Annotated in this window: 22 protein-coding genes; 8 read left to right on the top strand and 14 right to left on the bottom strand. The window is 64.0% G+C overall.

Features of this window, described 5'->3' with window-relative positions; all coding sequences use genetic code 11:
• Positions 1 to 3 precede the first annotated feature (3 nt).
• The gene (locus tag A3M3_RS0114420) at positions 4 to 1,773 is read left to right on the top strand and encodes a glycoside hydrolase family 15 protein (protein WP_028266923.1); all 1,770 of its coding nucleotides are present in this window, start codon (positions 4 to 6) and stop codon (positions 1,771 to 1,773) included.
• A gap of 1,230 nt (positions 1,774 to 3,003) precedes the next feature.
• Here A3M3_RS0114420 and ribA read toward each other — a convergent pair.
• Both ribA and ligD read right to left on the bottom strand, forming a co-directional pair.
• Positions 3,004 to 4,875, bottom strand: coding sequence for a GTP cyclohydrolase II RibA (gene ribA, locus A3M3_RS29390; RefSeq protein WP_028266921.1), 1,872 nt, complete (start codon positions 4,873 to 4,875; stop codon positions 3,004 to 3,006).
• A 251-nt stretch (positions 4,876 to 5,126) separates the two neighbouring features.
• Positions 5,127 to 6,158, bottom strand: coding sequence for a non-homologous end-joining DNA ligase (gene ligD, locus A3M3_RS0114400; protein ID WP_035742921.1), 1,032 nt, complete (start codon positions 6,156 to 6,158; stop codon positions 5,127 to 5,129).
• Between the two features lie 141 nt (positions 6,159 to 6,299).
• Here ligD and A3M3_RS0114395 point away from each other — a divergent pair, with 141 nt between their 5' ends.
• The gene (locus A3M3_RS0114395) at positions 6,300 to 7,541 is read left to right on the top strand and encodes an integrase catalytic domain-containing protein (RefSeq protein ID WP_081736879.1); all 1,242 of its coding nucleotides are present in this window, start codon (positions 6,300 to 6,302) and stop codon (positions 7,539 to 7,541) included.
• A gap of 392 nt (positions 7,542 to 7,933) precedes the next feature.
• Positions 7,934 to 8,431: a hypothetical protein gene (locus A3M3_RS0114390; RefSeq protein WP_028266919.1), complete on the top strand. Its 498-nt coding sequence runs from the start codon at positions 7,934 to 7,936 to the stop codon at positions 8,429 to 8,431.
• A 258-nt stretch (positions 8,432 to 8,689) separates the two neighbouring features.
• On the opposite strand, the gene A3M3_RS0114380 is transcribed toward A3M3_RS0114390, so the two are convergent.
• The gene (locus A3M3_RS0114380; RefSeq protein WP_028266918.1) at positions 8,690 to 9,001 is read right to left on the bottom strand and encodes a MerR family transcriptional regulator; all 312 of its coding nucleotides are present in this window, start codon (positions 8,999 to 9,001) and stop codon (positions 8,690 to 8,692) included.
• Between the two features lie 131 nt (positions 9,002 to 9,132).
• On the opposite strand from A3M3_RS0114380, the gene A3M3_RS0114375 reads away from it, so the two are divergent.
• The 4 genes from A3M3_RS0114375 (at position 9,133) to A3M3_RS25200 (ending at position 11,042) form a co-directional block, all read left to right on the top strand.
• Positions 9,133 to 9,558, top strand: a complete 426-nt coding sequence (locus A3M3_RS0114375) for an Hsp20/alpha crystallin family protein (RefSeq protein ID WP_028266917.1) — start codon at positions 9,133 to 9,135, stop codon at positions 9,556 to 9,558.
• A 197-nt stretch (positions 9,559 to 9,755) separates the two neighbouring features.
• Positions 9,756 to 10,214: a J domain-containing protein gene (locus tag A3M3_RS27015; RefSeq protein ID WP_051423192.1), complete on the top strand. Its 459-nt coding sequence runs from the start codon at positions 9,756 to 9,758 to the stop codon at positions 10,212 to 10,214.
• A gap of 32 nt (positions 10,215 to 10,246) precedes the next feature.
• Positions 10,247 to 10,621 carry a hypothetical protein gene (locus tag A3M3_RS0114365; protein ID WP_028266916.1) on the top strand — a complete coding sequence of 125 codons (375 nt, stop codon included), beginning with the start codon at positions 10,247 to 10,249 and terminating at the stop codon, positions 10,619 to 10,621.
• Between the two features lie 145 nt (positions 10,622 to 10,766).
• On the top strand, positions 10,767 to 11,042 hold the full coding sequence (locus A3M3_RS25200; RefSeq protein WP_035741805.1) for a hypothetical protein: 276 nt from the start codon (positions 10,767 to 10,769) through the stop codon (positions 11,040 to 11,042).
• A 106-nt stretch (positions 11,043 to 11,148) separates the two neighbouring features.
• Here the strand turns inward: A3M3_RS25200 and A3M3_RS0114355 are convergent, their stop codons facing one another.
• From A3M3_RS0114355 to A3M3_RS25195, 11 genes are all read right to left on the bottom strand, one after another.
• Positions 11,149 to 12,903, bottom strand: coding sequence for an FAD-dependent oxidoreductase (locus A3M3_RS0114355; RefSeq protein WP_051423191.1), 1,755 nt, complete (start codon positions 12,901 to 12,903; stop codon positions 11,149 to 11,151).
• A gap of 13 nt (positions 12,904 to 12,916) precedes the next feature.
• Positions 12,917 to 13,756, bottom strand: a complete 840-nt coding sequence (locus tag A3M3_RS0114350; RefSeq protein WP_051423190.1) for an aldo/keto reductase — start codon at positions 13,754 to 13,756, stop codon at positions 12,917 to 12,919.
• Positions 13,753 to 14,622 carry a sugar phosphate isomerase/epimerase family protein gene (locus A3M3_RS0114345; protein ID WP_028266913.1) on the bottom strand — a complete coding sequence of 290 codons (870 nt, stop codon included), beginning with the start codon at positions 14,620 to 14,622 and terminating at the stop codon, positions 13,753 to 13,755. The genes A3M3_RS0114350 and A3M3_RS0114345 overlap by 4 nt, the downstream gene beginning before the upstream one ends.
• Positions 14,619 to 16,688 carry an FAD-dependent oxidoreductase gene (locus tag A3M3_RS0114340; RefSeq protein WP_028266912.1) on the bottom strand — a complete coding sequence of 690 codons (2,070 nt, stop codon included), beginning with the start codon at positions 16,686 to 16,688 and terminating at the stop codon, positions 14,619 to 14,621. The genes A3M3_RS0114345 and A3M3_RS0114340 overlap by 4 nt, the downstream gene beginning before the upstream one ends.
• Before the next feature lie 9 nt (positions 16,689 to 16,697).
• Positions 16,698 to 17,822, bottom strand: a complete 1,125-nt coding sequence (locus tag A3M3_RS0114335) for a Gfo/Idh/MocA family protein (RefSeq protein WP_028266911.1) — start codon at positions 17,820 to 17,822, stop codon at positions 16,698 to 16,700.
• Positions 17,823 to 17,889: 67 nt separating this feature from the next.
• Positions 17,890 to 18,630 (bottom strand): SDR family NAD(P)-dependent oxidoreductase, encoded by a 741-nt coding sequence (locus tag A3M3_RS0114330; protein WP_081736811.1) that lies wholly within the window; start codon positions 18,628 to 18,630, stop codon positions 17,890 to 17,892.
• Positions 18,631 to 18,632: 2 nt separating this feature from the next.
• Positions 18,633 to 19,541, bottom strand: a complete 909-nt coding sequence (locus tag A3M3_RS0114325) for a shikimate dehydrogenase (protein WP_081736810.1) — start codon at positions 19,539 to 19,541, stop codon at positions 18,633 to 18,635.
• Positions 19,538 to 20,926, bottom strand: a complete 1,389-nt coding sequence (locus tag A3M3_RS0114320; RefSeq protein WP_028266908.1) for an MFS transporter — start codon at positions 20,924 to 20,926, stop codon at positions 19,538 to 19,540. Before A3M3_RS0114320 ends, A3M3_RS0114325 begins: the two co-directional genes overlap by 4 nt.
• Positions 20,927 to 21,096: 170 nt before the next feature.
• Positions 21,097 to 21,999, bottom strand: coding sequence for a LysR family transcriptional regulator (locus tag A3M3_RS0114315; RefSeq protein WP_028266907.1), 903 nt, complete (start codon positions 21,997 to 21,999; stop codon positions 21,097 to 21,099).
• A 235-nt stretch (positions 22,000 to 22,234) separates the two neighbouring features.
• Complete coding sequence (locus tag A3M3_RS0114310) at positions 22,235 to 22,975, bottom strand: SDR family oxidoreductase (protein ID WP_028266906.1); 741 nt, start codon at positions 22,973 to 22,975, stop codon at positions 22,235 to 22,237.
• Positions 22,976 to 23,195: 220 nt separating this feature from the next.
• On the bottom strand, positions 23,196 to 23,837 hold the full coding sequence (locus tag A3M3_RS25195) for a VC0807 family protein (RefSeq protein WP_051423189.1): 642 nt from the start codon (positions 23,835 to 23,837) through the stop codon (positions 23,196 to 23,198).
• A gap of 327 nt (positions 23,838 to 24,164) precedes the next feature.
• On the opposite strand from A3M3_RS25195, the gene A3M3_RS25190 reads away from it, so the two are divergent.
• On the top strand, positions 24,165 to 24,467 hold the full coding sequence (locus A3M3_RS25190) for a hypothetical protein (RefSeq protein WP_051423188.1): 303 nt from the start codon (positions 24,165 to 24,167) through the stop codon (positions 24,465 to 24,467).
• Positions 24,468 to 24,489 lie beyond the last annotated feature (22 nt).

Genomic DNA, 24,489 nt, shown 5'->3' with positions numbered 1-24,489 from the left:
CAAATGGAATCCGGAATTGACTCCGACGACAGCGGCCCGTTCTTTCCTGTCCACGTGCTCCGCGACTACGCGTTGATAGGCGACGGGGAACGCGGCGCCGTGATCGGGCCGCGCGGAGACGTGGTCTGGATGTGCGCCCCGCAATGGGAGGGCCCCGCAGTGTTTTCGTCCTTGGTGGGCGGTTCCGGGGTGTTTGCTGTGACTCCCGTCAACCCGCGGTATGTCTGGGGAGGACACTACGACGACGGCACGCTGATCTGGAACAGCCGCTGGGTCACGACGGACGGAATCGTCGAATGCCGCGAAGCCCTCGCAATGCCCGGCGAGCGTGAAAGGGCTGTGCTGATGCGCCACATCCGGCTCATCTCCGGGACCGCTCCGGTCCGCGTCCTTCTTCAACCCCGGCCCGGCTTCGGCTCGCAGAGGGTGGATTTCTCCAGATCCGACGACGGCGTGTGGTCAGGTGACGGGGGTGGATTGACGCTGCGGGTCAGCGGGATGGGCCACGCAAACGTGCTGGACGGCATGCTGCAGCAGGATATTAGGCCGGAGCCGGGAGGGGAACACCACCTTGTCCTTGAGCTCTCCAGCAAACCGCTACCGGCCGCGCCACCTGCACCGGCCGATCTCTGGGCTGTCACCGAGCGGGCCTGGGCCGCATCGGTCCCTGCCATGGACGCGACTGTCGCGCCGGCCGACGCGCGCCGGGCGTACGCAGTCCTGCGCGCAATGACGAGCTCGACAGGAGCCATGGTCGCTGCCGCCACCCTGGGCCTGCCGGAGCGTGCCGAGGCAAAACGCAACTACGACTACCGTTACGCCTGGATCCGGGACCAGTGCTTTGCGGGCCAGGCTGCGGGAGCAGGCGGAGCCACCGGGATACTTGACAGCTCGGTCCATTTCGTCAGTGAGCGGTTGTTGACCGACGGGATCAGCCTCAAGCCGGCTTACACGGTCGACGGCGGCACGGTACCCGACGAGCACACCATCGACCTGCCGGGATACCCGGGCGGGACCGACACAGTGGGCAACTGGGTGAACAAACAGTTTCAACTCGACAGCTTCGGTGAAGCCCTGTTGCTCTTAGCCGCAGCCGCCCGCCAGGACCACCTCGACAAGGAGCACTGGCTGGCCGCCGAACAGGCGGTGGCGGCCATAGAGGCAAAATGGGACACTCCAGACGCCGGCATCTGGGAACTCGGGAACGAACGATGGACCCATTCCCGGCTGAGCTGCGTCGCCGGCCTCAAAGCGATCTCCCGTTATGCCCCTGCCGCCCAAGCCTCTGCCTGGAGCCAACTGGCCGAGCTCATCCTGCGGCACACTGCGGCCACGTGCACGCACCCCAGCGGCAGGTGGCAACGATCACCCGCCGACGGCAGGATCGACGCCGCACTTCTTCTTCCCGCCATCCGCGGAGCCCTGCCCGCCCGCGACCCCCGCTCCCTCGCCACCGCAGAGGCGGTGCGAAAAGAACTCCTCGACGACGGATACGTCTACAGATTCAGGCACGGGCCCGGCCCCCTGGCGGATTCCGAAGGCGCCTTCCTCTTGTGCGGCTTCAACCTGGCCCTGACGGAACACCAGCAAGGAAACACCACGGAAGCATTCAGGATCTTTGAACGCAACCGCTCCGCTTGTGGCTCCCCGGGACTCTTCACCGAAGAATACGACATCCAACAACGCCAGCTTCGCGGGAACTTCCCGCAGGCTTTCGTCCATGCCGCCATGCTCGAAACAGCCCATCGGCTCGCGGGGCCGCCTACGCCCTGAACACCAAGAGGCAGCAGATAGACCAGGACGGCCCGGGGGCTTGCTTCGGCAATCAGTCCCGCGCCCAACCGCGGAATTCTCCAAGTGCCAGCGGTGCGCCGCCGGGTTGCGGTGGAATTCCCGGTCCAATTCCCCTGCTCCCTCGCCGCGGACGCCGGCGAGACCTACTGTTGAGCTATGGACGCCACAGCAGCTCATGCCTTTGCGACCCCGCCGGTATCAGTCCGCCGCCCCACGACCGCCCTGGAAGATGTCATCACTCTCGTGGCCGGCATCTGGCTCCTCGCCGGAACTTATGTTGACGGCTGGGCGCACAACAACCTCCGCGACCTCGAGACGTTCTTCACTCCATGGCACGCGATCCTCTACTCAGGCTTCGCGGCCTGCGCCCTCTGGATCGCCGCCCTGACCTGGCGCCGGCACGCCCCCGGCATGCGGTGGACCGAAGCGATCCCCTTCGGCTATGGGGCCGCTGCCGCCGGCGTCGTCCTGTTCCTCATCTCCGGTGCGGCCGACCTCGCCTGGCACTCCGTGTTCGGCATCGAGCAGGGCATCAAGGCACTCTTCAGCCCGTCCCATCTCGGGCTCGCCACCGGCGGCTTCCTCATCCTCGGCGCGCCGTTCTCCGCAGCCTGGCACTCACCCGAACGGCCATGGCCGCGGATGACGCCCGCCGTCGTGAGCGCGATGCTCTCGGGCATGGTTGCGGCGTTCATCCTGCAGGAGTTCGCGGTCTTCGCGCGCCACGGACTCATCCAGACATATAGCGGCTCTGCGGGGGCGCAGCCCGCCGTGACGATTCCGACGTCGTCGAGCATCATCGTCTCTTTGGCGTCGTTCGTCGTCTCAACGGCCGCGCTCTTTGTGCCCGTCCTCTTGCTGTCGCTGCGTTGGCGCCTGCACGCCGCCGTGCCCGCGGCCATGGCACTGCTGCCCTCCGTAGCCATGCAAATGATGGTCGGGCTGCGGGACGCCTGGCTCGTGCCCGCGGCCCTCGTCGGTGCGGTCTTCGTTGGGGTGGTGTGGGCGGTGGCGCGACCCGACCCCGACCGTCCCGCAAGGCTCCTCACCGCGGTCTGCCTCTCCCCCGTCGTGTTCTGGGCCCCGTACTTCGCCGCTGTGGCGCTCCACGACGGTGCACTCAGCTTCTCCCCTGAACTTTGGGGCGGGACGCTCGCATGGACCGGACTCGAAATGCTCGCGATCGCCGCGCTCACGCTGCGAACGGGGTCAGAAGGAGGGAACCGTGAAACCCAGGCCCAGCAAGCCGCGGCCCGCCTGCTCGAGAATCGGATCCATGCTGAGGGTCGGGTGGTTGAGGAGGACATTCACGTCGCGTTGGATTCGCTGAAGGGGGTGCGAAAGCCTGTGGACGCTTCCGCCCGATCCTGAGGTGATGAGACGAACCGCTTCTTCCGATGCCTCGCCGCTGAGGGCCAGGGAGAGCCGGTAGCCGGCTCGCTCGTCGTCTGTCAGGGTTGAGGGCCGGCGTTCGTATGACCCGGCGACAACGCGGACCGCTTCTTGCCAGTGCAAGCGTGCCGTGGCGACCATCCCATAGGCCTTCGAGAAGCGGGCTTGCGCGAGCGGAGAATCCGCTTGGCGGTTCTCGACCGTGTTTTTGACCTTTCGTCCCATGATCCGTTCCCGGAATATGTCGACGGCGTACTCGGCGGCTCCCAAGGCGGTGGTGGGTGCCACCAGATTCAGCAGGGCGGCCATGGGAGTGTGGATCATCGGGTCTTGGTGGATCCGGCTGCCGGGGTTGTCCGCTGTGCTGAGGAGCGCCCAGTCCATCGCCCTGTGCTCTGGAACAAACACGCTCTCGGCCCGGAGGTCATTGCTGCCTGTCCCCCGCAATCCGGCTGTTTGCCAAACGTCCAGCAAATCGAGTTCAGCGATCGGGACGAGGCACTGTAGGCGGACGTTGTCGCACTGCACTGCCAGGAGCGCCCAATCGGAATGCATCACTCCGGAAGCAAAGCTCCAATTTCCTGTGATCGAGAACCCTCCCGGGACCTTCCTCGCCATACCCACGGGAGCCCCGGTGGCGGCCGCCAAGGGAGTATGCCCGTTCGCGAAGACTTCTTCCTGGACCCGTTGGGGCCAGCGCGCAAGCATCCAGACATGCTCGATCAGGTGCCCGGCGGTCCAGGCGGTGGACGCGCATCCGCGGGCAAGCCGCCGAATGACGTGAACGTAAGTCTCCACTCCCATGCCGTAGCCGCCAAGGGCTTTCGGAGCCAGGATACGGAAGACCCCGATTTCCTCCAGCTCCGCCATGGTGGAATCCGGAATGCGGCGAAGCCGCTCAGTTTCCTCCGCCCGCTCCCGCAGACGGGGAATCAGCGCATCCACGCGCGCGAGCATGTCCTCGTGGCCGGGTACGGTTCCGGGGGTTGCGGCGATCGGACCGCGCCCGACGACGAGTGGCGGAAGCTCCAGCGTGTGTCCGGTACGGTCACGCTTCGAGGACAGATAGCGATGGTTGTCCGCAGACAGATGGACCCCGGTGGGGACCTGTTCGGTGACGTCGATGCCGAGTGCTGTGAGCTGCGCGGCCTTGTCCGGGTTGTTGCTGAGCAGGCGGATCCTCCTGGCGCCGACGGTCTCCAGCATCTGAGCGGCGGCCGTATAGTTGCGCTCATCCTCCCCATGGCCAAGGGCCAGATTGGCCTCGTACGTATCGAGGCCGGTGTCCTGCAATGCGTAGGCGTCCAGCTTTGAATAAAGACCAATGCCACGGCCTTCCTGACGGAGATAGAGCAGGAAACCGCCGACGGCGGCAATCTGCTCGACTGCTTCACGCAGTTGCGGACCGCAATCGCAGCGCTCGCTTCCGAACACGTCCCCTGTCAGGCATTCGCTGTGCAGCCGGACCAGGGGCGCTCCGTCTCCTGACTCCCGGCCTGGATAAGCATGCTGCCACTGACCCAAGGCGAGCAGCAGGTGTTCCTTGCCGTCGGCCAGGCCACGGAACGTCAGCACCTCGGCTGTTGTGCGGAATCCGTCCGGAAAGCGCAGTGGAACTGTGACCTGGCTGCGCACGGTGGCCGTGGGCACAACCTCGGCCGGCGGGGCGGTCTCAACAACAGCGGTCATTTGAGGTCCTCGACATTCGACGTGAGAGGCGGAATTACTTGAAGATTGAAGTTAACCGTACGGGCGGTTAGTTCAAGATGCAAGTAATGTGACTCCCCGTATAGGTTCATGCATGGATTTCAGGAGCCATGGTTGGCAAGAAAGGGCCCGACGCGGAATTTTGCTCGGGGATCCTGCTGACGTCGAGGCCAGGCTTGGCCAACGCCAAGAAGAAGTCGGAACCGCCCACAGCTTCATATATCGTTTGCGCGCTACAACGATCCGTTGTCCTTGCGTGCCCGGCTCGGCTGAACCCGAGGCGGTTCCCCCGGCATCTTCGGGAAGTCCGGCGGGAAAGGCAGCTCCCCGAGCCCAGAGCCGACGTCGCGCTCCCACCATTCCAGCAGCGTGTCGATGACACCAGGCTCCGCATTCATGTCCGCCCACGGATCACCAACGGTCCTGAGTCGCTCCGGAACCGTGAGGATCGTGAAGTCCTGGGGACGGACGCTTTCCAGTTCGTCCCACGTGATCGGGCAGGAAACGGTGGCGAGCGGCAGGGCGCGCGGACTGTAGGCACCGGCCATCGTGCGGTCGCGGTTGGCCTGGTTGAAGTCCAGGAACACGCGCTTACCGCGCTCCTCCTTCCACCAGTTGGTGGTCACTTTGTCCGGCATACGCCGCTCAAGCTCCCGGGCAGCCGCGATCACGGCGTGGCGCACGTCCAGGAACTCATACGTCGGCTTGATCGGGGCGTAGACGTGCAGCCCCCGGTTGCCGGACGTCTTGATAAAGCCGCTCAGCCCGGCCTCGTCCAGCACCTTTCTCAGCTCCAGGGCGGTGGGGATGGCGTCGTCGAAGTCCGTGCCGGCCTGAGGGTCAAGATCAATGCGCAACTGATCCGGATTGTCCGGGTTTTCCGCGCGCGAAGGCCATGGATGGAAAACCACGGTGTTCATCTGCACAGCCCATACAGCCGCCGCAGGCTCATCAAGAACAAGTTGAGGGTGCGAACGTGCACTCGGATAGATCACCGTCACGGAGCGAACGAAGTCGGGCGTCCCTTTCGGCGGATTCTTGGAAAAGAACTGTTCGCCGTCGATGTTCCCCGAAAAGCGCTGCAGCGAGACCGGCCGGTCACCATTAGCGGAGATAAACGCATCGCCGACTTCGGCGACGTAGCGCGCCAGATCCAGCTTCGTCAGGCCTTGGTCCGGCCAGAGGACCCGGCTCGGGCTCGAGATCCGCACCTCACGGGGGCCGTTAGGTCCGTCAACGGTGAGGGTGGTTGCTTCGCTGACCATGAGGACAAGGTACCCCCGCATGGCCCGATCCGTCAGCAACGCGTTGACTCATAAAAAACCTCCGCGTAGCCGCATACGTTGCCTCATGGGAAAAGGTCCGGGAAGGGTGGCCGCGGAGATCCTTGAGGGATGGGATTGACGATGGGTGAACGCAAAGCCGTGACGAAGCACCTGGCCGAGTCCTACCGGGCCGGTGACCGGGCCAGGAAGGGGCGGATCCTGGATGAGCTTGTCGAGCTGACCGGCTGGCACCGGGACCATGCGCGGGCGGTTTTGCGGCATGCGCTCGATCCGCCGCGGCCACGGCCCGTCAGGCCGGGACGCGCCCCGGTGTATGGGGCCGACCTGCAGGACGGTCTCGTGCTGTGCTGGGCGGTGCTACGGGGCCCTGCGGGCAAGCTGCTGGCCCCCATGCTGCCGGATCTCGTGCCGATGCTGCGGGCAGAGAAGGTCCTGGACATTACCGACGGGCAGGCAGCGATGCTCGCCCGCATGAGTGCGGCGACCATTGACCGGCGGCTGGCCGGTCAGCGGGCGAAGCTCCTGCCGCATGGCCGGTCCCATACCAAGCCCGGATCTTTGCTGAAGTCCCAGATCCCGATCCGCACCTGGGCCCAGTGGGACAACGCTGTGCCGGGTTTCGTCGAGATCGATCTGGTCGGCCACGAGGGCGGCGCCGCGTCCGGGCAGTACTGCTTCACCCTCACGGTCACCGATATCGCTACCGGGTGGACGGTGAACCGGTCCGTGCCGAACAAGGCACAGAAGCACGTCTTCGCGGCCCTGCGGCACGTCCTGGCGGTCTTCCCTTTTCCCGTCATCGGCATCGATTCGGACAACGGCAGTGAGTTCATCAACAACGAACTCTTCGAGTTCTGCCTCGAGCACCGCATCACCTTCACCCGGTCCCGCCCGAGCAACAAGAACGACGGCGCCCACGTCGAACAGAAGAACTGGTCCAGGGTCCGTGAGCTTGTCGGCTACCTGCGCTATGACACCGCCGCGGAACTGGAGCTCCTCAACGAGATCTGGGAGCTGGACCGGATTTTCACCAACTACCTGCTGCCCCAGCAAAAGCTCATCGCCAAGGTCCGCCACGGAGCCAAGGTCAGCAAAACCCACGACCGGGCGACGACCCCGCACAGGCGCGCCGTAGCAGACCCCGCCGTGGCACGGATGCCCGTGATCCGCATGAACGCCCAATACAAGAAGATCAGGCCGGCCGCGCTCTCACGGCAGATACTGGCCCTCACCGGCCGGCTTGAAGCCATCGCCACCGCCAAACAACCGGCACCGATCAAACCCGCTGTGAACGAACGATGGAACCACACCAGCCGGAGGTTTTCACATGAGGCAACGAATCAACCTTCCCGGAGGTATTGACGTGAGGCAACAGGAGCAATTCCAGACGACCAAGGTGCACCAATGACTTTGCTATTTCCACCGGCACGACGCCGCGAGCCAGCCGGGGGGCATCGTTGCGGACTTCCAGAAACGCGGCGTGGCGCAGTCCGGCGGGAAAGGATGCCGCCTCGGTAGGCCGCAAGTCTGCGTGGAAAGTGGAAAATCCGGGTCCCGTCAAGTGTCGGGCGCATGGTATCCCGGACCGTTATTGAGACTTCCCGGGCGTCGATGCCGTGCCTGCCAGATCCTCGTCCTGGCCGTTACATTCACCCGGACGTCGCCGTGATGCTTTGGGCCGTCCGGGCCTGATGTGAAGAAGGCCACGCTCTCATCGTCGTCACGCTCCGCCGTTACGGAACTAACACCTAAATATGAAAAGAACTGCAGCAGCTATCACAGGTATCACCTTGTCCGTCGGCGCCGCTCTTCTATTGAGCGCCTGCAACCCTGGCGTCAACGGCAACGAAAACGACAAGCAAGAAGCCAAGACCTTTGCTACCGCTAAGGACGGCTCAGGGGTACTACCCAGCTGGATTCCAGAACAGGCCACTGACATTAAAGAGGTGCTCCGCAGCACCGGCTTTGAACGAATTATCGTGATGAAGAACGTCACGCTCCCCAATAGCTGCAAAACAATCCCGGCCGGTCAAAAGCCCGCTCCCGTTGACGATGCTGACGGCAAATTCAAGGCCTCGGACTACAACAGCGGCGAGGCAACTTTGAAAGCCGACTGGTGGCCCGCCGGGACAGAGCAGAAGGCGAGCTCGCTCTGCGGCAAGTGGTGGGTGACGGTCGACGGAGAATCCACGTACGCCTACTCCCCCGAGACAAAAGCCGTGCTCAAGACTATCGACGGATCGAAGAAGTAACCCCAACCCGACAACACCTCCGGCGGATACAGGCTGCCTCTACTCCCGCAAACCCTAGTGCCGGATTTTTCACTTTTCGCACATCACCCCCAAGGGCTCGGAATCAGGACTCCGGGGCCTTCTTCGTGAAGCAGATACGGCTCCAGTACGCCGGGGCCGTATCTGGAGCGCGGTGCCGGAGGCAACCAGAGCAGGGGACTTTTAGTCCTCGGCTCGTGGGTTCGAACCCCGCCGGATGCACCATTGCCAGGGCAACAGTCATCCTCTCCTGACCGGGGACCGCGAGGCGCTCGCGGCCTTGAGCTCCCCTTCGAGGCGCCGGTTGTCGGCCTCCAGGAGCAGGACCATCCGGATGCCCGCGAGATTCAATCCCAAGTCCAGAAGCTCGCCGATCCGCCGCAAAGTCACCAGATCGTCCTCGCTGTACTGGCGGGTCCCACCCAGGGTCCTGCCCGGTTCCAGCAGGCCCCTGCGTTCATACAGGCGCAGGTTCTGCTGCCCCGTCCCCACCAGTTCGGCCGCAACGGAAATCGCGTATACACCCCTCCTCCGGTCCTCGGCCTGGCCCATCGGATTCCTCCAAATCTTCCAAAATCAGGCTTGCCCTGACCCCTTTGCAGTGCTATAAGAAATATATACCAGCCACTATAGATCGGCTGGGTTGGCAACAAAAAGCTGCGATCTGCAAGGAGTGACACACCATGCTGATGCGAACGGATCCGTTCCGTGAATTCGACCGACTGGCAGAACAAGTGCTCGGCACCACGGCAAGGCCGGCGGCCATGCCGATGGACGCCTGGCGGGAAGGCGAGGACTTCGTGGTCGCCTTCGACCTCCCCGGAGTCACCGTCGACTCGGTGGACATCGACGTCGAACGCAACGTGCTGACCGTCAAGGCCGAGCGCCCGGACCCCGTGGGCGAGGGCACGGAAATGATTGCCTCCGAACGCCCCCGCGGCGTCTTCAGCCGCCAGCTCATCCTCGGGGATGCGCTGGACACGAACGGCGTCAAGGCAAGCTACGACGCCGGAGTCCTGACCCTGCGGATCCCCGTGGCGGAGAAAGCAAAGCCGCGCCGCATCGAAATTGAAACCGCCGGAAAACAGCGCCAGGAAATCAGCGCCTGACCATCGGCGCGGCCTCCCGGACCGGGAGCACCTCAGCGGCCCATGATGCGAAGAGGGCGGTCGAGTTCACAGACCACGCCACAGCGCAGCCAGCGCAAGGATGATGAGGCCCCGAGGATGACTCCCGCAACGATGGTCCCCGGTTTAACGGACCGGGGACCATCCCCGTCCCCCGCCCAAGAGAACACAGCACGGCCATGACGACGAGCAACGGCCCCGATCCTTACGACATCCTTCATATCGCCACCACCGCCACGGCGCGTGAGGTGGCCCACGCTTACCGCACGCTCATCCGCGGCCGGCACCCGGACACCCGGCCGGCCCGCGAACACCACGCCGGCCCCGGCCCATCGGCGCCGGAGCTGCAGGAAGAGCTCCAGCAGCTCCGGGACATCATGGCCGCCTACGCCATCCTCGGCAACCCGGAAAAGCGGGCGGCCTACGACCGGGAGCACCCGCGTCCGGCCGCACGCTCCAAGTCCCAGCGGCTGGACGACATCCCCACGCTGACACCAGGGCAGCTTCTTCCCGCCGCCTCGCTGCTGATCGGACCGGTCATCTGGGAGCCGCCCGGCGGACGGTCACCTGGAATGCCGGACTGGCAAGGGTCATATCCTCCAACCCGCTACACGCTGATCCGCCGGATCCGGCGATGAGAGCCTAAATCACGCAATCGCAAGGAGCCTCCATGAGTGCCTGGCGCCCGTACGACAACCAATTGATGCCCGCGTTCTACGAACGCTTCGAAAAACGATGGGGCAAAGGAACAGCGCCGTTCCTGGACCCCGAAACCCACGAACAACCCATGCCCCGGGCCCAATGGATCAACGCCGACACCGGCGCCGCCCTGGCGGTCGTGCCCATCTGGACCGAGGACCCCCAGCACCGCTCGTTCGGGGTCTTCTACCTGCCCCCGGCCGGCGACATCTGGGTCCTGCGGCCCGGGTACACAAACTACCTCGAAACCGACCTCAGGAATGCAGAGCAAGCCACCCTGCGCAACGACGCATTCCGAAAAGCCGTCGCTCACGCCAAAGAATTCATCTACGGAACCCAGCCCTGAACACCGGGCCCGGACCAGCCGGACAACTCAGCAAGCCGGGCACGACCCCATCCTCCGGATCCACCGCGGATCCTACCCGTTCCCCCTATGGTCCGCGGACCCGATAGACAATACCGGACTACAAAACCCATTACCGGACTACGCCATGACCTCTCTACAGATTAGCCAGTTCCTCCAGGACAGCATCATCAAAGATGACACGAACGATCCAGGACTCGACGCCGACGCGTTCTACGGGCTCTACGTGAGCTGGTGCTCGCTCAACCGCAAAGTCCCCCTCCCCGACCATGCCTTCCGTACCGCCCTGCGCCTCGCGGGCCTTCGTACGGAAAAGAACGGGAAGGGCAAGAAGGGAGTCTTCCAAGGCCTTCGCATGACGGGACCAGCCGCTGTGGACTACATCCTTAACAGCAGCGACTAAACCCTGGCGCAGCTACCGCCGCGGCCATCTTCCTGGCGGATTCCGAGCTCGAAACAGCCCACCAGCTCGCGGGGCCGTCTACGCCTCGGGAGGAAACGCGCCGGTCCTAGGGCGCTCCGTCGTCTTCATAGTGTGTGGCGTCTGCGAGGTCGCGTCCGGCGATGTAGCCGAAGGTAAGGGCGGGGCCAAGATTGATTCCGCCGGCGGGGTAGTGCCCACCCATCACTGAGGCCTGGTCATTGCCTGCGGCGTAGAGGCCGCTGATCGGGTGGCCGTCGGTATTTAGAACCCGGGCTCGTGAATCGGCCGCAAGTCCAGCAAAGGTACCGAAGGATCCGGGGACAATTTTTACTGCGTAGAACGGCCCCTTTTCCAGGGCGCGCAGTGAGGGATTGGGCGTGTGGGTAGGGTCGCCGCCGTACCTGTTGAACTCAGTGCTGCCGCGGTTGAAGCAGGGGTCGATGCCCTTGCGTGCATTGTCATTGAACTCTGCGACCGTCGCGGCAAGTCCCTGTGGGTCGATGCCGCAGGCTGCGGCCAATTCTTCGAGGGTGTTGCCCTTCTTGAGGTAGCCGGACCGCAAGTACGGGAAGAGCGGCACGGGCAGCGGTTTGGCCATGCCCAGCGGGAATTTCCGCACGAACGCGGCATCGGCAATCTGCCAGGCTTCGACAGGTTCGCCCTCAGGGGTGGCAGCTAGAAGACCTTCGACGTAGTCGTAGTAGCCATTGGCCTCGTTGACAAAGCGCTTTCCGTCCCGGCGGACCCCGATGCTGCCGGGCTTGGCACGGTCCATGATGTGCGGGAACGTTCCGGTGCGTCCGTTCCGGTAAGGGACCAGGGAGACCGGGCACCATGCGGCCGGGGATGCCACATCGGTCTCGAAGCGGGCACCCACGGCCTGCGCCATGGCGATGCCGTCGCCGGTGGTTTCCTTTGGGGCCAGCGTCCAGTGCTCCCGGCCGGTGGGCGTCTTGGGGAACAGCTCCTTCCCGCGGGAGACGTCATGGGGAAAGCCTCCGGCAGCCAGGACGACGCCGCGGGAGGCGTTGATCTGCAGTTCGCCTTCCGGGGAACTCACGACGGCGCCCCTCACCTTCCCGGCCCCGTCGGTCAGCAGGTGCTTGGCCGGTGTGGAGACGAGGATCTGCACGCCCAGGTCATCGGCGGACTTCAGCAGCCTGCCGGTCAGCGCGGTCCCGTTGACCAGCTGCATGTTGCGGCGGTGCGTGAGGAGGTCCAAGAGGTGAAAGCCCACCCGCCAGCCTGCGTGGAAGATGCCCCGGATGTTTCCCTGGGAGGCGGAAAGAAACTTTGTCAGGTCCGGACCGGCCATGATGCCCATACCCAGGAATGAGGTTTCGTAAAGCTGATGGCGCATCTTGGCACGCAGTTCGGGCTTGATCCGGCGGGCGTTCAGCGGCTTTGGTCCTACCGAGCGGTGCCCTGTGCCCGCACCAGGAGTGCCGCCGTAGATGTCCTTGATCTTGGCCCCCGGAACAAACTGGAGGCTGGTTTTGTCCTGGAAGAAGCCCACCATGTGAGGCACCGCTTCGAGGAACGCTTCCACCCTTTCTTCCTGGTAGTTCCTGCCGAGGCAGTGGCGCAGGTAGGTGCGGAACAATTCGCGGTCCTCGTTGACTCCGTCGGCTTTGGCCAGCGGGTTGCCAGGAGTCCATGCCCAGCCGCCGGACCACGACGTGGCACCCCCACAGACTTCTGCTTTTTCAACAACCACTACCTTCAGTCCGTGGTATGCAGCGGTCACGGCGGAGGATAAACCGCCCGCCCCGGAGCCGACCACCAAGACATCGCAGTCCAGGCTCGGGAGGACAGGTGAAGGACTTACTGGTGCAGTCATTTTCGGTGCTTTCTCAGTGGAAGTAGGTGTCGGAGTCCAGGCGTGGCGGTGCGCCGGTTTCGAGTGCATCAATTGCAGCCATCTGCTGCTGGGTCAGGGCGAAACTGAAGACGTCCAGGTTCTCCCGTTGGCGATGGCTGTCCGCAGACTTCGGCACAGCCACACGGCCGTGCTGGACATGCCAGCGCAGCGCGATCTGGGCCTTCGTCTTGCCCAGTTCCCTGGCCGGACCGCTGACCGCCGGATGGTTGAGGAAGCCGCCGTTGCGGCCGAGCGGGCTATAGGCACCGGTCAAGATCCCGTGCTCGCGGTGGTAAGCAAGCTGCCCTGCTTGGCCGTGCTCGGGATCGAGCTGTATCTGGTTCAGTGGGACAGCCAGGCCGGCGTCCTGGACAAGGCGCAGGTGCGCCGGCTTGAAGTTCGAGACACCCCATGCCCTGATGGAGCCGTTGTCAACGAGGTCCTGTAGTCCTTCACAGGCTTCGACGAACCGGCCTTGCTGCGGGTTGGGCCAGTGAACCAGGAACAGATCCAGGTAGTCGGATCCGAGCCGCTTCACCGCTGCACCGAAGGCATCGCGCACTCCGCTGCGGCTGTGCCAACGGGTATTGAACTTGGTGGTGAGGAAAAGGTCCTCCCGGTCGATCCCGCTGCGGCGGATGCCTTCCCGCACCGCGGCCTCGTTGCGGTAGTTCTCGGCCGTGTCGATGTGCCGATACCCATTGTTAATGGCCTGGACCACCGCCGCTGTGGCGTTCTCATCCATGAGGGGCCAGGTTCCCAGGCCAAGGAGCGGAATGCGCACCCCTGGAGTGACTTCTGCTGTCGTGATCTCGTCTGTGATGCCGCTCATCTGGTTCCCATCCCCTGGGGATTTGCTGTGGCCTGGACAGTTCCGGCCGTTGCCAGCACGGCGTCCACGCCGGACTTGAGCAGGCGCGCCCACCCCAGTTCGCCGAGTTCAGCCACCCGCCGGTCCGACGGCGCCTCCGCGCTGACAGGAAGCCCGTCGGGTAGAGCGGCCACCGCATCCGCAAGCCTGAAATCGCCCTCTCCGGGAACTCCCCGCTCAGACCGCGACTCGACGACGAGCGCCTCCCGGGTGACTGGCCGTTCCGCCGGGCCATCGCACAGCTGCAGGAGCGGCACGAGTTCTGCGTTGGCGCGCAGCTCCTCCCACTGGGCGGCTGCACCGGAACCGTTGTAGCGGTTGAAATGCAGGGTATCCACCACGATCCGGCAGCCGGCCTGGCGGGCGATATCTGCGGTCTGGGCGATCGAGGCGACGGGCTGGTAGGAGATCGCTTCAAGGGTGGGAGTGATTCCGAAGCCGCGCCCGTCCTCGGTCATCCGGGCCAACGTGCGGACCAACCGGGCGCTGTCCGGATCAGCTCCTGCGACTGTGAGGGAACTTGCCCCCAGTGCCTGGCCCGCCTCCATCATGCGCAGCCATGCTTCGCGCTGGTCGCTGCCGTCCAGCAGCAGGAATTCGATATCCCGCACGGTGACGCCGGTGTCCCGCATTCGGAGAAGGGTTTCGCGCAGCATCGGTGTCCCTGGCTGGAGGTCGTAAGGCCGTTCCGTTACCGTCACCGGGCGCACGCGGACGCCGATGAAATCAAAGCCTGCCTGGGCTGCGACCCCCACCAGTTCAGGCGGCGCGGTGTTCAACAGGGACAACTGGGCAAGGCCGACAGGCCTGCGCGCGTTTCCGGTCATGACTGTGCTCCGTTCAGGCTCAGTTCGTTGTTTGCAGTGGCGTCGGCCGTCAGGAGAGGGGCGATCCGCTGGGCTGCGTCGTAACCGCTCTTGACGGCGTTGGAGGCAATGGCAGGGGTCTGGTCCACCACGGTTCCGGCAAGGGTCACGGGCACTCCGGTCTGGCGGCTCAGCTCAGCGTCGCGAATCTTCGCAGGGATCGAGCCGTCCAGAGGTACCACGGAGCGTGAGACCAGAAGTGGTCCCGGCGCGTCCAGCCACTCTCCTCCAGGGGCAAGGCCCGGACTACTGATCCGGACCCGGCCGCCGTCGTATTCCTCGATGGTTGATTCGAGGCGGATTCGCACTCGGGGGTTGGCCTCGAGCCGGGGCACGGCCAGAATTTTGGCGCGGCGGCCGGACTCGGGGGCAATCCCCTCCTGCGGCCCGATGAGCAGGACGGCAGTCCCCCGGTCAGCAAGCGTGTCAGCAACGCTCATGGCAACGGAGTCGGCCCCCCAGATTGTCACGGCCTCAGGCGCGACGGCGCGGTCTCGCAAATCGACGTCGAGCACTTCCGGATGATTGGCGAGCCATTCGCGCACATCGACGACGTTCGCGGAGTTTGCCCCACGAAAGCGGACGTCGGGCCGGAGGCCTCCTGTTGCGATCACGACGGCGTCTGCCGCAGTGTCGCGGACCAGGCTGTCGAGGTGCTCAGTGTCCACGTGCGAACCCAGCTGGACGTCAATGCCAAGCCGTGTGTTCTCCCCGGCAGACCATTCGGCGAAGCGGTGGAAGTCCGGGGTGGACTTCATCCGCTCGGCGAAGCCGAACTGACCGCCGGCGCGGGCGCCGTCGTCGATCACTGTCACTTTAGCCCCTGCTTCGGCAAGTTCCCGGGCGGCGGTGAGGCCGGCGGGGCCGGCACCCACCACCACCACGCGGGCACCGTCACGGACGGCTGGTGTCGGGACCGGGACCCGGGAACGGCCCACCGCGGGGTTGACGGTGCAGGTGACTTGGCCGAGTCCGAGGTTGTCGATACAAACATTGCAGGCGATGCAGGGGCGGTAGCTCTCATCACGGAGGACTCCGCCCACAAAAGCAGGATCGGCGTGGATTGCGCGGGCGAGGCTGACGAAATCGCAGGTCCCCTGGCTGAGGACCTCCTCGATGATTTCCGGTGAGTTCAGCCGGCCGGCCATCCCCAGCGGAAGCCCGAACTGGTGGTAGGCCTTGGCATAGTCAGCGAGGATGCCGGGCTTCCATTCGCCAGACTGCACAATCCATTCGCCGGCCTCGTAACTGCCGGCGGAAATGTCCAGGAAGTCCAGCTGGTCCAGGCTGGCTTTGGCGACGATGGCCACCTGTTGCTCGGCGGTGATGCCGTCCGCGGGGCCCTCCACTACGGAGACGCGCATACCCACGATGGTGTCCGGGACGGCAGCCCGGACAGCGTCGATGACCAGGTTCATGAAATGCTCCGGTGCAGCGAACTCGTCGGTGCGGTGGTTGGAGATGGGTGACATGAACTGGTGGATCAGGTAGCCGTGGGCGCCGTGGATGTTGATGACATCGAACCCCGCCTTCACCGCACGGCGGGCGGCCTGGGCGTAGGCCTCCACCAGCTCGTAGCACTCCGCGACGGTGAGTTCACGGGGAACCTCGCCGCCGGCCACTTCGCACGCCACGGGTGACGGCGCCAGGTTTTTGTACCCGGAGACCGCAGACTGCGCGGTTCGCCCGCCGTGGTTAATTTCGACGGCGGCCAGCGCGCCTTCGGCGTGCAAGGCGTCCGTGAGCCTGCGCAGGCCCGGGATCATGGCATCGCTGTGCAGGCCCAACTGATGGCTCCGGCCCTTGCCGTCCGCCCGGACGTAGGTGGCTTCCGTGGTGACCATGCCCAAGCCCGCCTTGGCGCGGGTGACCAGGTAATCGATGTACTGCTCGGTGATGCGGCCGTCCGCGGTCCCGTAGTTACGTTCCATGGGGGCTGAGGCGAGCCGGTTGCGAAGGGTCTTCGGTGTGCGGCCGTTACGGCCCAGCGTCAGTGGTCGGGCGGCGTAGCGTGAGTTCTCTTCCATTGCTGTTCCTTAGCCTGCAATCCGAGCGAGCGGCGATGTGCTTTCAGGCAGCGGGGCGAAGCGGACCGGGAGACCTGTCCGGGACGATTCGTAAACCGCCAGCAGTATCCGCAAAGCCTTCGTCGCGTCTCCGCCTGTGACAGCCGGTTCACCGCCTCCGCGGATACTCCGGACAAAGTCGCGAACCTGGGCCGTGTGGTGCGGGATGAGCTGGCCGTTGATCGTGGACAAGCTCACGTTCGGGTCAACTCCCGCGGGGTAGACAGGCTCGGCACTAATCGAACCGGATACGGCCCATAGGTCCACGCGTCCGTCGCTGCCCTCCGGGAATTCGCTCAGGCAAGCGGAAGCTCCGGTCTCCCCCGTGACGCGGATCTGCACGCCCAGGCTCGGGGACACCGCCGTCGACGCTTCGAGGGTAGCCATGGCGCCGGAGGTGAACGTAATGATGGCCGTTGCTGAGTCCTCCACTTCGATGTGATCGCCGTGTTTGTAGGTGTTGATTTTGCCGTAGACCTCGGCCACCTCGCCCATGAACCACTGGAGCAGGTCGATGTAGTGGATGGCCTGGGTCATGAGGACCCCACCGCCGTCGTTGGCCCATGTCCCGCGCCAGGCGTCGCGGGAGTAATACTCCGCCTCGCGGTGAAGCATCACCGAGCATTGGCCCATGATGGGACGCCCCAGCGTGCCGTCCTCGATCGCAGCGCGGATGCGCTGGGCTGCCGGCCAGAACCGGCGCTGGAAGAGGACACCCAGCTGCACGCCGGCATCCTCGCAGGCCTTCACCATGCGCTCTGCGGAGGCCAAATCAGTGGCGATGGGCTTTTCGCAGAGCACGTGGGCTCCTGCCGCAGCGGCTTGGAGCACCACATCCTCGTGGGTGGGGTGCGGTGTGCAGACCGAGACGATGTCCAATTCAAGGTCCAGGAGTTCCCGGACTGTGTTGACCGCTGCAGGAATTCCCCACGCTTCCGCGGTGTCCTTGGCGCGCTGGAGGTCGATGTCGCAGACGCCCACGATTTCGACGTCTTTAAGGGAGCGGAATGCTTCCAAGTGGTTGGCGGAGATCGCCCCGCACCCTGCGATTCCGATGCGAAGGGAGCGGGCGGTGACAGATGATGGAGTGATCATCAACAGGTGCCATCTTTCTGGTGCTGGTAGGAAAGTGTGATGCGGTGCGGCAGGAGGTTGGGCCCGGTTAGTACGTGGCCCGGCCGCCGGACAGGTCGAAGACCGAACCGGTGGTGTAGGAGGCCGCCGGGGAGATGATGAATTCGATCAGGGCGGCCGCTTCGGCGGGTGTCCCGAACCTGCCCATCGGTATTTTGGCCGCCTGGGCCGCCTGCTGTTCCGCCGGAACTTCCGCGAAAAGCGGGGTCACCACATTGCCCGGGGCGAGGGCATTGACAGTGACGCCGGTGAGCGCGAATTCCTTGGCGAGGGACTTAACAAGGCCTAGAATCCCGGCCTTGCTGGCAGAGTAGGCGGGCATATTGACCACGCCTTCCTTGCCCGCCGTCGAGGAGATATGGAGCAGCCGTCCGTAGCCTGCCTCGGCCATCGTCGGCAGAACAGCCTGCGAGACGATGAAGGCCCCTGTCAGGTTGATCTTCATGATGCGCTCGAAGTCTTCGATCGATGTAGCGGCCGCCGGGGCCACGGGCCCCAGGATGCCGGCGCAGTTCACCACCGCGTCGAGCCCGCCCATCTCCAACGCCGCTGCAGAGACGGCAGCGGCAACCGACGCCGGGTCGGTGACGTCCATGGCGAGTGATGAGGTGCCTGGTTCTGTGGGCCAGGTGTCCGAGGGCAGGTCAGCACCAACCACCGCGGCGCCCGACGCCCTGAGTTGTGTCGCCGTCGCACGACCGATGCCGCTGGCTGCCCCCACCACCAGGCAGCGGGACTCGGCGATGGTGCCGGGTTTCCGAGGAGCCATTCTTAGCTGACCGCCTGTCGAAACGTGGCCAGCATCTTGTCGGCGTCAGCGGGGATTCCGGTGAAGAGTTCGAAGGCCGCGGCGGCCTGACCCACCACCATGCGTCCGCCGTCGAGTACGGCGCAGCCCTTGCCGCGCGCTGCCTTAATCAGTTGGGTTTCGAGCGGCCGGTAGATGACGTCAGCCACCCACAGCCCCGGGTGAATCAGCTCGATATCCACGGGAACACCGGGGTAGCCGACCATGCCGATGGGCGTTGAGTTCACCAATCCATCGGCCTCCCGGATGTCTCCGGAGACAGAGTCCGTCCGGGTCGCCGACACCTCGCTGTCGGGAAAGTGCGGGCTCAGCCTGGCCGCGAGGCTTTCGGCCCGGGCTGGTTCGATGTCTGCAATGACCAGGTGTTTGGTTCCGGCGCGAAGGAGCCCGAAGGCTACCGCCGCGCCGGCTCCTCCGGCACCGATCTGCACGACCGAGTTGGCAGCGGCAGACGGTAGGCCGGCCCGGAATCCGCCTATGAAGCCGGTGTGGTCGGTGTTATGGCCTACTGCTTTGCCATCATGAAAAGTGATGGTATTCACCGCACCGAGGATGCGGGCATCCGGGGAAAGCGCGTCCAGACCGTCCTGCACCAGTTGCTTGCTTGGATAGGTGACGTTGAGCCCGTCGTATCCGAGGTCAGCTGCGCCTTGGACCAGGGCTGCGGACTTGTCAGCCTGCTCGCCTATGGCGTCGAGATCGATGATCCGGTAGGTGTAGGAGAGGCCCAATCTGGCCGCCTCCGCTTCGTGGAGGCGCGGGGTGAGTGACCCGCCGATGCCGGCGCCGAGCAGCCCCACAACAAACCGGTGGTTGGTTTCGGCTCGACGCGGCTGGAACGCCCATGTGCTCGCCAGGGCTTGCTGGTTCACGCCTGCACCCTGGAGATGGCGTCGTTGGGCTCAGTGGCACGCGAAGCCACGGAAGCCGCCGCGTGGAGGCGGGGATCGGTTTTTTTCAGTCCCAGGAGGGCCGTAGGAGTCTTGAACGTCTCAGGTGCTGTAAGCGCCGCGATGGCGGAGATGGCACAGGCCGCGGCGGCAAAAGTTGCGACGGGAACCCAGAGGGCCTTGTCGCCGCCAATCAGCAGCTCGGAAATCACCGGGGCGAATCCGGCCAAAAGCAGGCCGAACATGAGGCTGATGGCCATACCCGAGTAACGGACCTTGACCGGGAACTGCTCCGGGAAATAGGCGGGGTAGATGGCGTTCGAACCGCTGTAGGCGACACCGATCAGCAGAATGCCGGTGAGGAATATCAGCGGAACGTTGCCGGCGGACAGGGCCGCGAAGAACACGTAGATCATCCCGATCTGCAGCACGAGACCGGTCAGGAAGACGGGTTTACGGCCGATCCGGTCGGCTAACATGCCTGCCAGCGGTCCCATGGCGACTGCCGCCAGGTTGGCCACGGCTATGACTGTCAGCATCAGCCCCTTTTCCACGCCCACAACCGATGTGGCATACGAGAGTGCGAAGACATTGATGATGGTGTTGATGATGGTGAACAGCGACATCGCGGTGACACGGATGACCGTGACCCAGTGGTACCGGAACAACGTGGCGAGCGGCACCTTGACTACTGCGTCGTGCTCCTTGACTTCCGCGAACACGGGGGGCTCCTCGAGGAGGCGCCGGAGCACAAAGGCGATGACGGTAACCACTGCGCTGGCGAGGAACGGGATACGCCAGCCCCAGGCAAGGAGTTGATCCTCGGGCATCGACGCCACCGGAATGAAGACGAGGGTGGAAAGCACGATGCCGAACATGATGCCGCTCATCGTCCAGCTGGTGTAGAAAGCGCGCTTCCGTTCGGGCGCGTGCTCAAGGGTGAGAGAGCTGGAACCGGGCGATTCGCCGCCGGCCGACAGTCCCTGAAGAAGCCGAAGTGCCACGATGAGGATCGGCGCTGCCATTCCGATCTGGCCGTAGGTGGGCAGGCAGCCGATCAGGAAGGTCGATGAGCCCATCAGGATCAGGGTGAGGAGCAACACGCGTTTCCGGCCGAATTTGTCCCCGAGGTGACCGCAGATGACCGCCCCGAGCGGGCGGGCGATGTACGCCACGCCGACCGTGGCGAAAGACAATAGCATCGAGGACGGGCCGGAGGCGAAGAACAGCTTGCCGAAGATCAGCGCCGCCGCTGATCCGAAGATGAAAAAGTCGTAGTACTCAAGTGCGCTGCCCACAAACCCCGAAACCGCTGCGATCTTCGCATTGTTCTTGGGCCGTGCTGGCGCCGATGTCGACACTGACATGGTGTTCCCTTCAGGTAACGGGACCGTCTCGGGGGCTCCTGGGGTGGGCCGGCTGCGAAACGGTTTGCCGCGCTATACGGCTTCTCCATCCAGTGTGGCTGTCATCACTTAGTTAGTCCACGACTAAAATGATCTATCACTATGTTGAAATTCAACTATATACGGCAGGGTCAGCTCGGGACCTCAGGAAAGACCTCTTCGACAATGGCGAGCACAGCCGCCAACACGGCGGAGTCATTTTCCTCGGACCACGCGATGGCATGATTCATGAAGTGCTGCGGGTGTTCCAGGGCCACGTATGTTGCGCCGGAGGGTATGATCCCGACTATCCCGCTGCTCATCAGAGTGACTCCCACACCGGCGGCCACGAAGGTCAGCACCATGTAAGGGTCCGATAACTCCTGAACAATGCGCGGGCGGAAGCCGGCTGCCATGCAGGATGCCAGCATCACTTCGGTCATGGAGGACGAGCCGTCGAGCGGCGGAGAGATGAAGTCATCGGCCGCCAGCGCCTGCAAGGGTATGGATCTTTCCTGCGCCAGGGGATGATCCAGCGGCAGCACCGCGCCGATTTCTTCGCTTGCGACCAACCGCGTCCTCACCGAGGGGACCGGGGTCTCGGGAAGACCCACGAAGGCAAGGTCCAGGGTGCCGTTAGCGACACTGGCCAATCCGTCCGCCGTGCGCACGCGGCTGGTGAGGTCCATTTTGATGTCGGGGTGACGACGGCGCACAGCACGGGTTAGCGGCGGCAGGGTCAGGTGGTTCACCGCTCCGGAGAACCCGATTCTGATGTTGCCCCTGACGCCCTCAATCTCGGCTTGTGCCGCCTCGCGGGCCAGCCGCATCTCCTGAAGCACACGATACGCCCGCGGCAGGAGGGCAGCTCCCGCCGGCGTGAGGGCCACACTTCGGGTGTTGCGCTCAAAGAGGCGGGTCCCCAGATCCGCCTCAAGCTTCCGAATGGTCTGGCTCAGAGGGGATTGCGAGGTGTGCAGGCGAAGTGCCGCGCGTCCAAAGTGGAGTTCCTCGGCAACCGCAACGAAAGCTTCAAGCCATCGGATTTCGGTCATTCGCCTGCCCTCGCCGGCACCCCGCCTGCGGGTGCTTACCCGGATCCTTGGGGCGCAAAAAGTGTTAGGAATCAACAATAACTTGCAATTAGCTTTGCTCTAAGACACCAGGCGACCACTGCGTGATCCAGACGCCGCTGTCGAGAAAGACCACCCCTACACGAACCTCCGACTACACCCAGCCTGTTCTCGGACCGAACCGCCACGGAAACGTCCCAGGCATGGACCCAGCTATTTAGAAGTTAGCATTGAGCCGCTCGAATAACGCATCTCGTTGATCCAACATACTGGCGGCCTGGCCAATGGCCACCTGAAAAATATTACTTTCCAGAGCCTTCATCGCTTCATCAATAAATTCATTCACCGACATCCCACCATGCGTTTGATCCTTATCCTTGCGCCGTTCGTGGCCAAGTTCGGTATCCACTGACGGGGGCGCTATCTCATAGACACTGATGCCCGTTCTTTCAAGCTGTTTGCGTAATGAGAGTGACCACGAATGAATGGCAGCTTTGGATGCACAGTAGACCGGCATAAAAGCGATTGGTGTATATGCCAGCCCGGAGGAAATATTTACAATACCCGGCTCCGGCCTGCCTCTTAATTGCTCCACCACAAGCGATGAGAGATGAATCGGCGCAATCAGGTTTGTCGAAATTTCCCGCTCCAGTGCCGATAAATCGATCGGATTGGTCAGGTCACCCGTCAGTTGTATGCCAGCGTTATTAACAAGAATGTTCAGGTCGGGACACTCGTGAATCGCCTGCCGAACCAGGTTCTCCCGAGACGCCGCCGCCGTCAGATCGCACTGGATGGTTACGAGGTCCGGGTACTGCGCTTTGAGTTCCTCTAATCGATCGTTTCGCCTGCCACAGATGATGACTGTATTGCCAAGGCCCAGGAAATGCTGCGCCAAGCCTTTGCCAATACCGGACGTGCCACCCGTTATGAGTATGGTGTTACCGGTCAACTTCATGGCTCCTCCTAAGCAGCAAGGCGGCCTTGCCGCAGTGATCTTCTTATTTTAAGAATCTGTATGCTTCACGAACTTCGGTTGAGGAACACGGCGCGGACTGAAAGCCCGTGGCCACGCTCTTGGAAATATCGCGGGTACCCAGGGTGTCCTGCCTGCATTGTTCCAAAAGCGCAATGGTCCTGCTCAAGCAACGGGCTACTGATGAGCTGAGACAGGGCCGTCAGGAGGACCACGCTGTTTGCTGCCGTTTCCGGTCCCAGACACTCCAGGCGATGAGGGCCGCGAAAACGATCACTGCCAGGGCCGCGGAGACCCCCACCATGACATCAATAGGCAGCAGATAGACCAGAACGGCCCGCGCGCTGGCTTCAGCAATCAGTCCCGCGCCCCAAACCGCGGAAATCTTCAGGTGCCAACGGTGCGCCGCCGGGTTGTGGTGGAATTCCCGATCCATTTCCCCGGCGCGCTCCGGTCTCCACGTCTTGGCTGCGTCCAACGTCAGGGGATGCCCCAGGGCGGCAAAAGCAAGAAAGGAAATGCCCATGTCACCGGTGATGGCCGAATCCTTGAGCAGCAGAAACCGCGGGTCACCAGTGAGGAAAGACAGAACCAAGCCGAGTCCAAAGACGATCACCATCAGCATCGCAAACGGATTGAGGGAATGTCGCCTGAACGCGGTCCACAACAGTCGGCAGCCAGCGGCCCCCGTCGCCGCGAGCAGTGCGGCCCAGTCCGTGGCACCGGCGACGTGAAGGACGTAATAGGCAGCCAGAGGGAGGCCGACGTCCCAAGCCAGCCCGCGGACCAGCGCGCGGGTCATCAACCCAAGACGCTGCTGTCCCGAAGCCTGCTCAGCGTTCATCGGGGTGCTCCACCCCTCTTCCGGATGCGGGCTCATTCAGCAGCTTCAAGCCCCGGCAACGCCATGCTAGGTCCGGGCAGGAAGCCTCGTCAACAGGCACCGCAACCGGGTTGAATCGTCCCGGAATGCTCGTAAATCACTGCCCACCCGCTGGTCAATGCCAAGGCCTCTGCCGCACCCGGGATGACCCTCTCACCGGTAACCCTGGCACCGCGCCGGTCGACGTGCCATCGAAAGCGGATACCGCACGCACCGGCTCTCCCCGGCAGTGTCAGCGGCCAAACACGTGCGCGTCCAGGAGCAGGCCAGGACAGGGAGTTGCTGCTAGTGGAAGACGAAGCGCCGCTGTGCATGACGTGCGCCGATCTCGACCACCTCACTTACCTGCCCGCCGGTAATACCACCCTGACGCGCCGGGCGCGCAAGGCCGGCGGCTTGTCGGCCGTAGCAGTGCGCTTCAGCCGGTCCCGACGGCGTTACGAGCGACAAGGCATCCTCGTCGAGGAGCAGGCCCTGGCGGACGCGGAGGCGCCCACCCGCCGTCGAGCTCGCGATGAGGAGCGGCGCCGCGAGGCTGACAGCCAGCTCGTCTATGCTCTTGTTATACTGGATGATGGATCCATAAAGTAGTCAAGCAAGAGATCGTCAAGCA

It is taken from the genome of Arthrobacter sp. MA-N2, from assembly GCF_000517125.1.
Classification (GTDB): Bacteria; Actinomycetota; Actinomycetes; order Actinomycetales; family Micrococcaceae; genus Arthrobacter; species Arthrobacter methylotrophus.
Note: the sequence above shows the minus strand (reverse complement) of the source record. Positions and strands in the feature narration are given on the sequence as shown.

What these genes read in the sequence shown, in the direction of transcription:
- A3M3_RS0114340 (WP_028266912.1), bottom strand. Translation starts at nt 16,688, where the DNA reads ATGGAAGAGAACTCACGCTACGCCGCCCGACCACTGACGCTGGGCCGT.
- A3M3_RS0114375 (WP_028266917.1), top strand. Translation starts at nt 9,133, where the DNA reads ATGCTGATGCGAACGGATCCGTTCCGTGAATTCGACCGACTGGCAGAA.
- A3M3_RS0114355 (WP_051423191.1), bottom strand. Translation starts at nt 12,903, where the DNA reads ATGACTGCACCAGTAAGTCCTTCACCTGTCCTCCCGAGCCTGGACTGC.
- A3M3_RS0114365 (WP_028266916.1), top strand. Translation starts at nt 10,247, where the DNA reads ATGAGTGCCTGGCGCCCGTACGACAACCAATTGATGCCCGCGTTCTAC.
- ligD (WP_035742921.1), bottom strand. Translation starts at nt 6,158, where the DNA reads ATGGTCAGCGAAGCAACCACCCTCACCGTTGACGGACCTAACGGCCCC.
- A3M3_RS25200 (WP_035741805.1), top strand. Translation starts at nt 10,767, where the DNA reads ATGACCTCTCTACAGATTAGCCAGTTCCTCCAGGACAGCATCATCAAA.
- A3M3_RS27015 (WP_051423192.1), top strand. Translation starts at nt 9,756, where the DNA reads ATGACGACGAGCAACGGCCCCGATCCTTACGACATCCTTCATATCGCC.
- A3M3_RS25195 (WP_051423189.1), bottom strand. Translation starts at nt 23,837, where the DNA reads ATGAACGCTGAGCAGGCTTCGGGACAGCAGCGTCTTGGGTTGATGACC.
- A3M3_RS0114310 (WP_028266906.1), bottom strand. Translation starts at nt 22,975, where the DNA reads ATGAAGTTGACCGGTAACACCATACTCATAACGGGTGGCACGTCCGGT.
- A3M3_RS0114330 (WP_081736811.1), bottom strand. Translation starts at nt 18,630, where the DNA reads ATGGCTCCTCGGAAACCCGGCACCATCGCCGAGTCCCGCTGCCTGGTG.
- A3M3_RS0114350 (WP_051423190.1), bottom strand. Translation starts at nt 13,756, where the DNA reads ATGAGCGGCATCACAGACGAGATCACGACAGCAGAAGTCACTCCAGGG.
- A3M3_RS0114395 (WP_081736879.1), top strand. Translation starts at nt 6,300, where the DNA reads ATGGGTGAACGCAAAGCCGTGACGAAGCACCTGGCCGAGTCCTACCGG.
- ribA (WP_028266921.1), bottom strand. Translation starts at nt 4,875, where the DNA reads ATGACCGCTGTTGTTGAGACCGCCCCGCCGGCCGAGGTTGTGCCCACG.
- A3M3_RS0114380 (WP_028266918.1), bottom strand. Translation starts at nt 9,001, where the DNA reads ATGGGCCAGGCCGAGGACCGGAGGAGGGGTGTATACGCGATTTCCGTT.
- A3M3_RS0114320 (WP_028266908.1), bottom strand. Translation starts at nt 20,926, where the DNA reads ATGTCAGTGTCGACATCGGCGCCAGCACGGCCCAAGAACAATGCGAAG.
- A3M3_RS0114345 (WP_028266913.1), bottom strand. Translation starts at nt 14,622, where the DNA reads ATGACCGGAAACGCGCGCAGGCCTGTCGGCCTTGCCCAGTTGTCCCTG.
- A3M3_RS0114335 (WP_028266911.1), bottom strand. Translation starts at nt 17,822, where the DNA reads ATGATCACTCCATCATCTGTCACCGCCCGCTCCCTTCGCATCGGAATC.
- A3M3_RS0114315 (WP_028266907.1), bottom strand. Translation starts at nt 21,999, where the DNA reads ATGACCGAAATCCGATGGCTTGAAGCTTTCGTTGCGGTTGCCGAGGAA.
- A3M3_RS0114390 (WP_028266919.1), top strand. Translation starts at nt 7,934, where the DNA reads ATGAAAAGAACTGCAGCAGCTATCACAGGTATCACCTTGTCCGTCGGC.
- A3M3_RS0114420 (WP_028266923.1), top strand. Translation starts at nt 4, where the DNA reads ATGGAATCCGGAATTGACTCCGACGACAGCGGCCCGTTCTTTCCTGTC.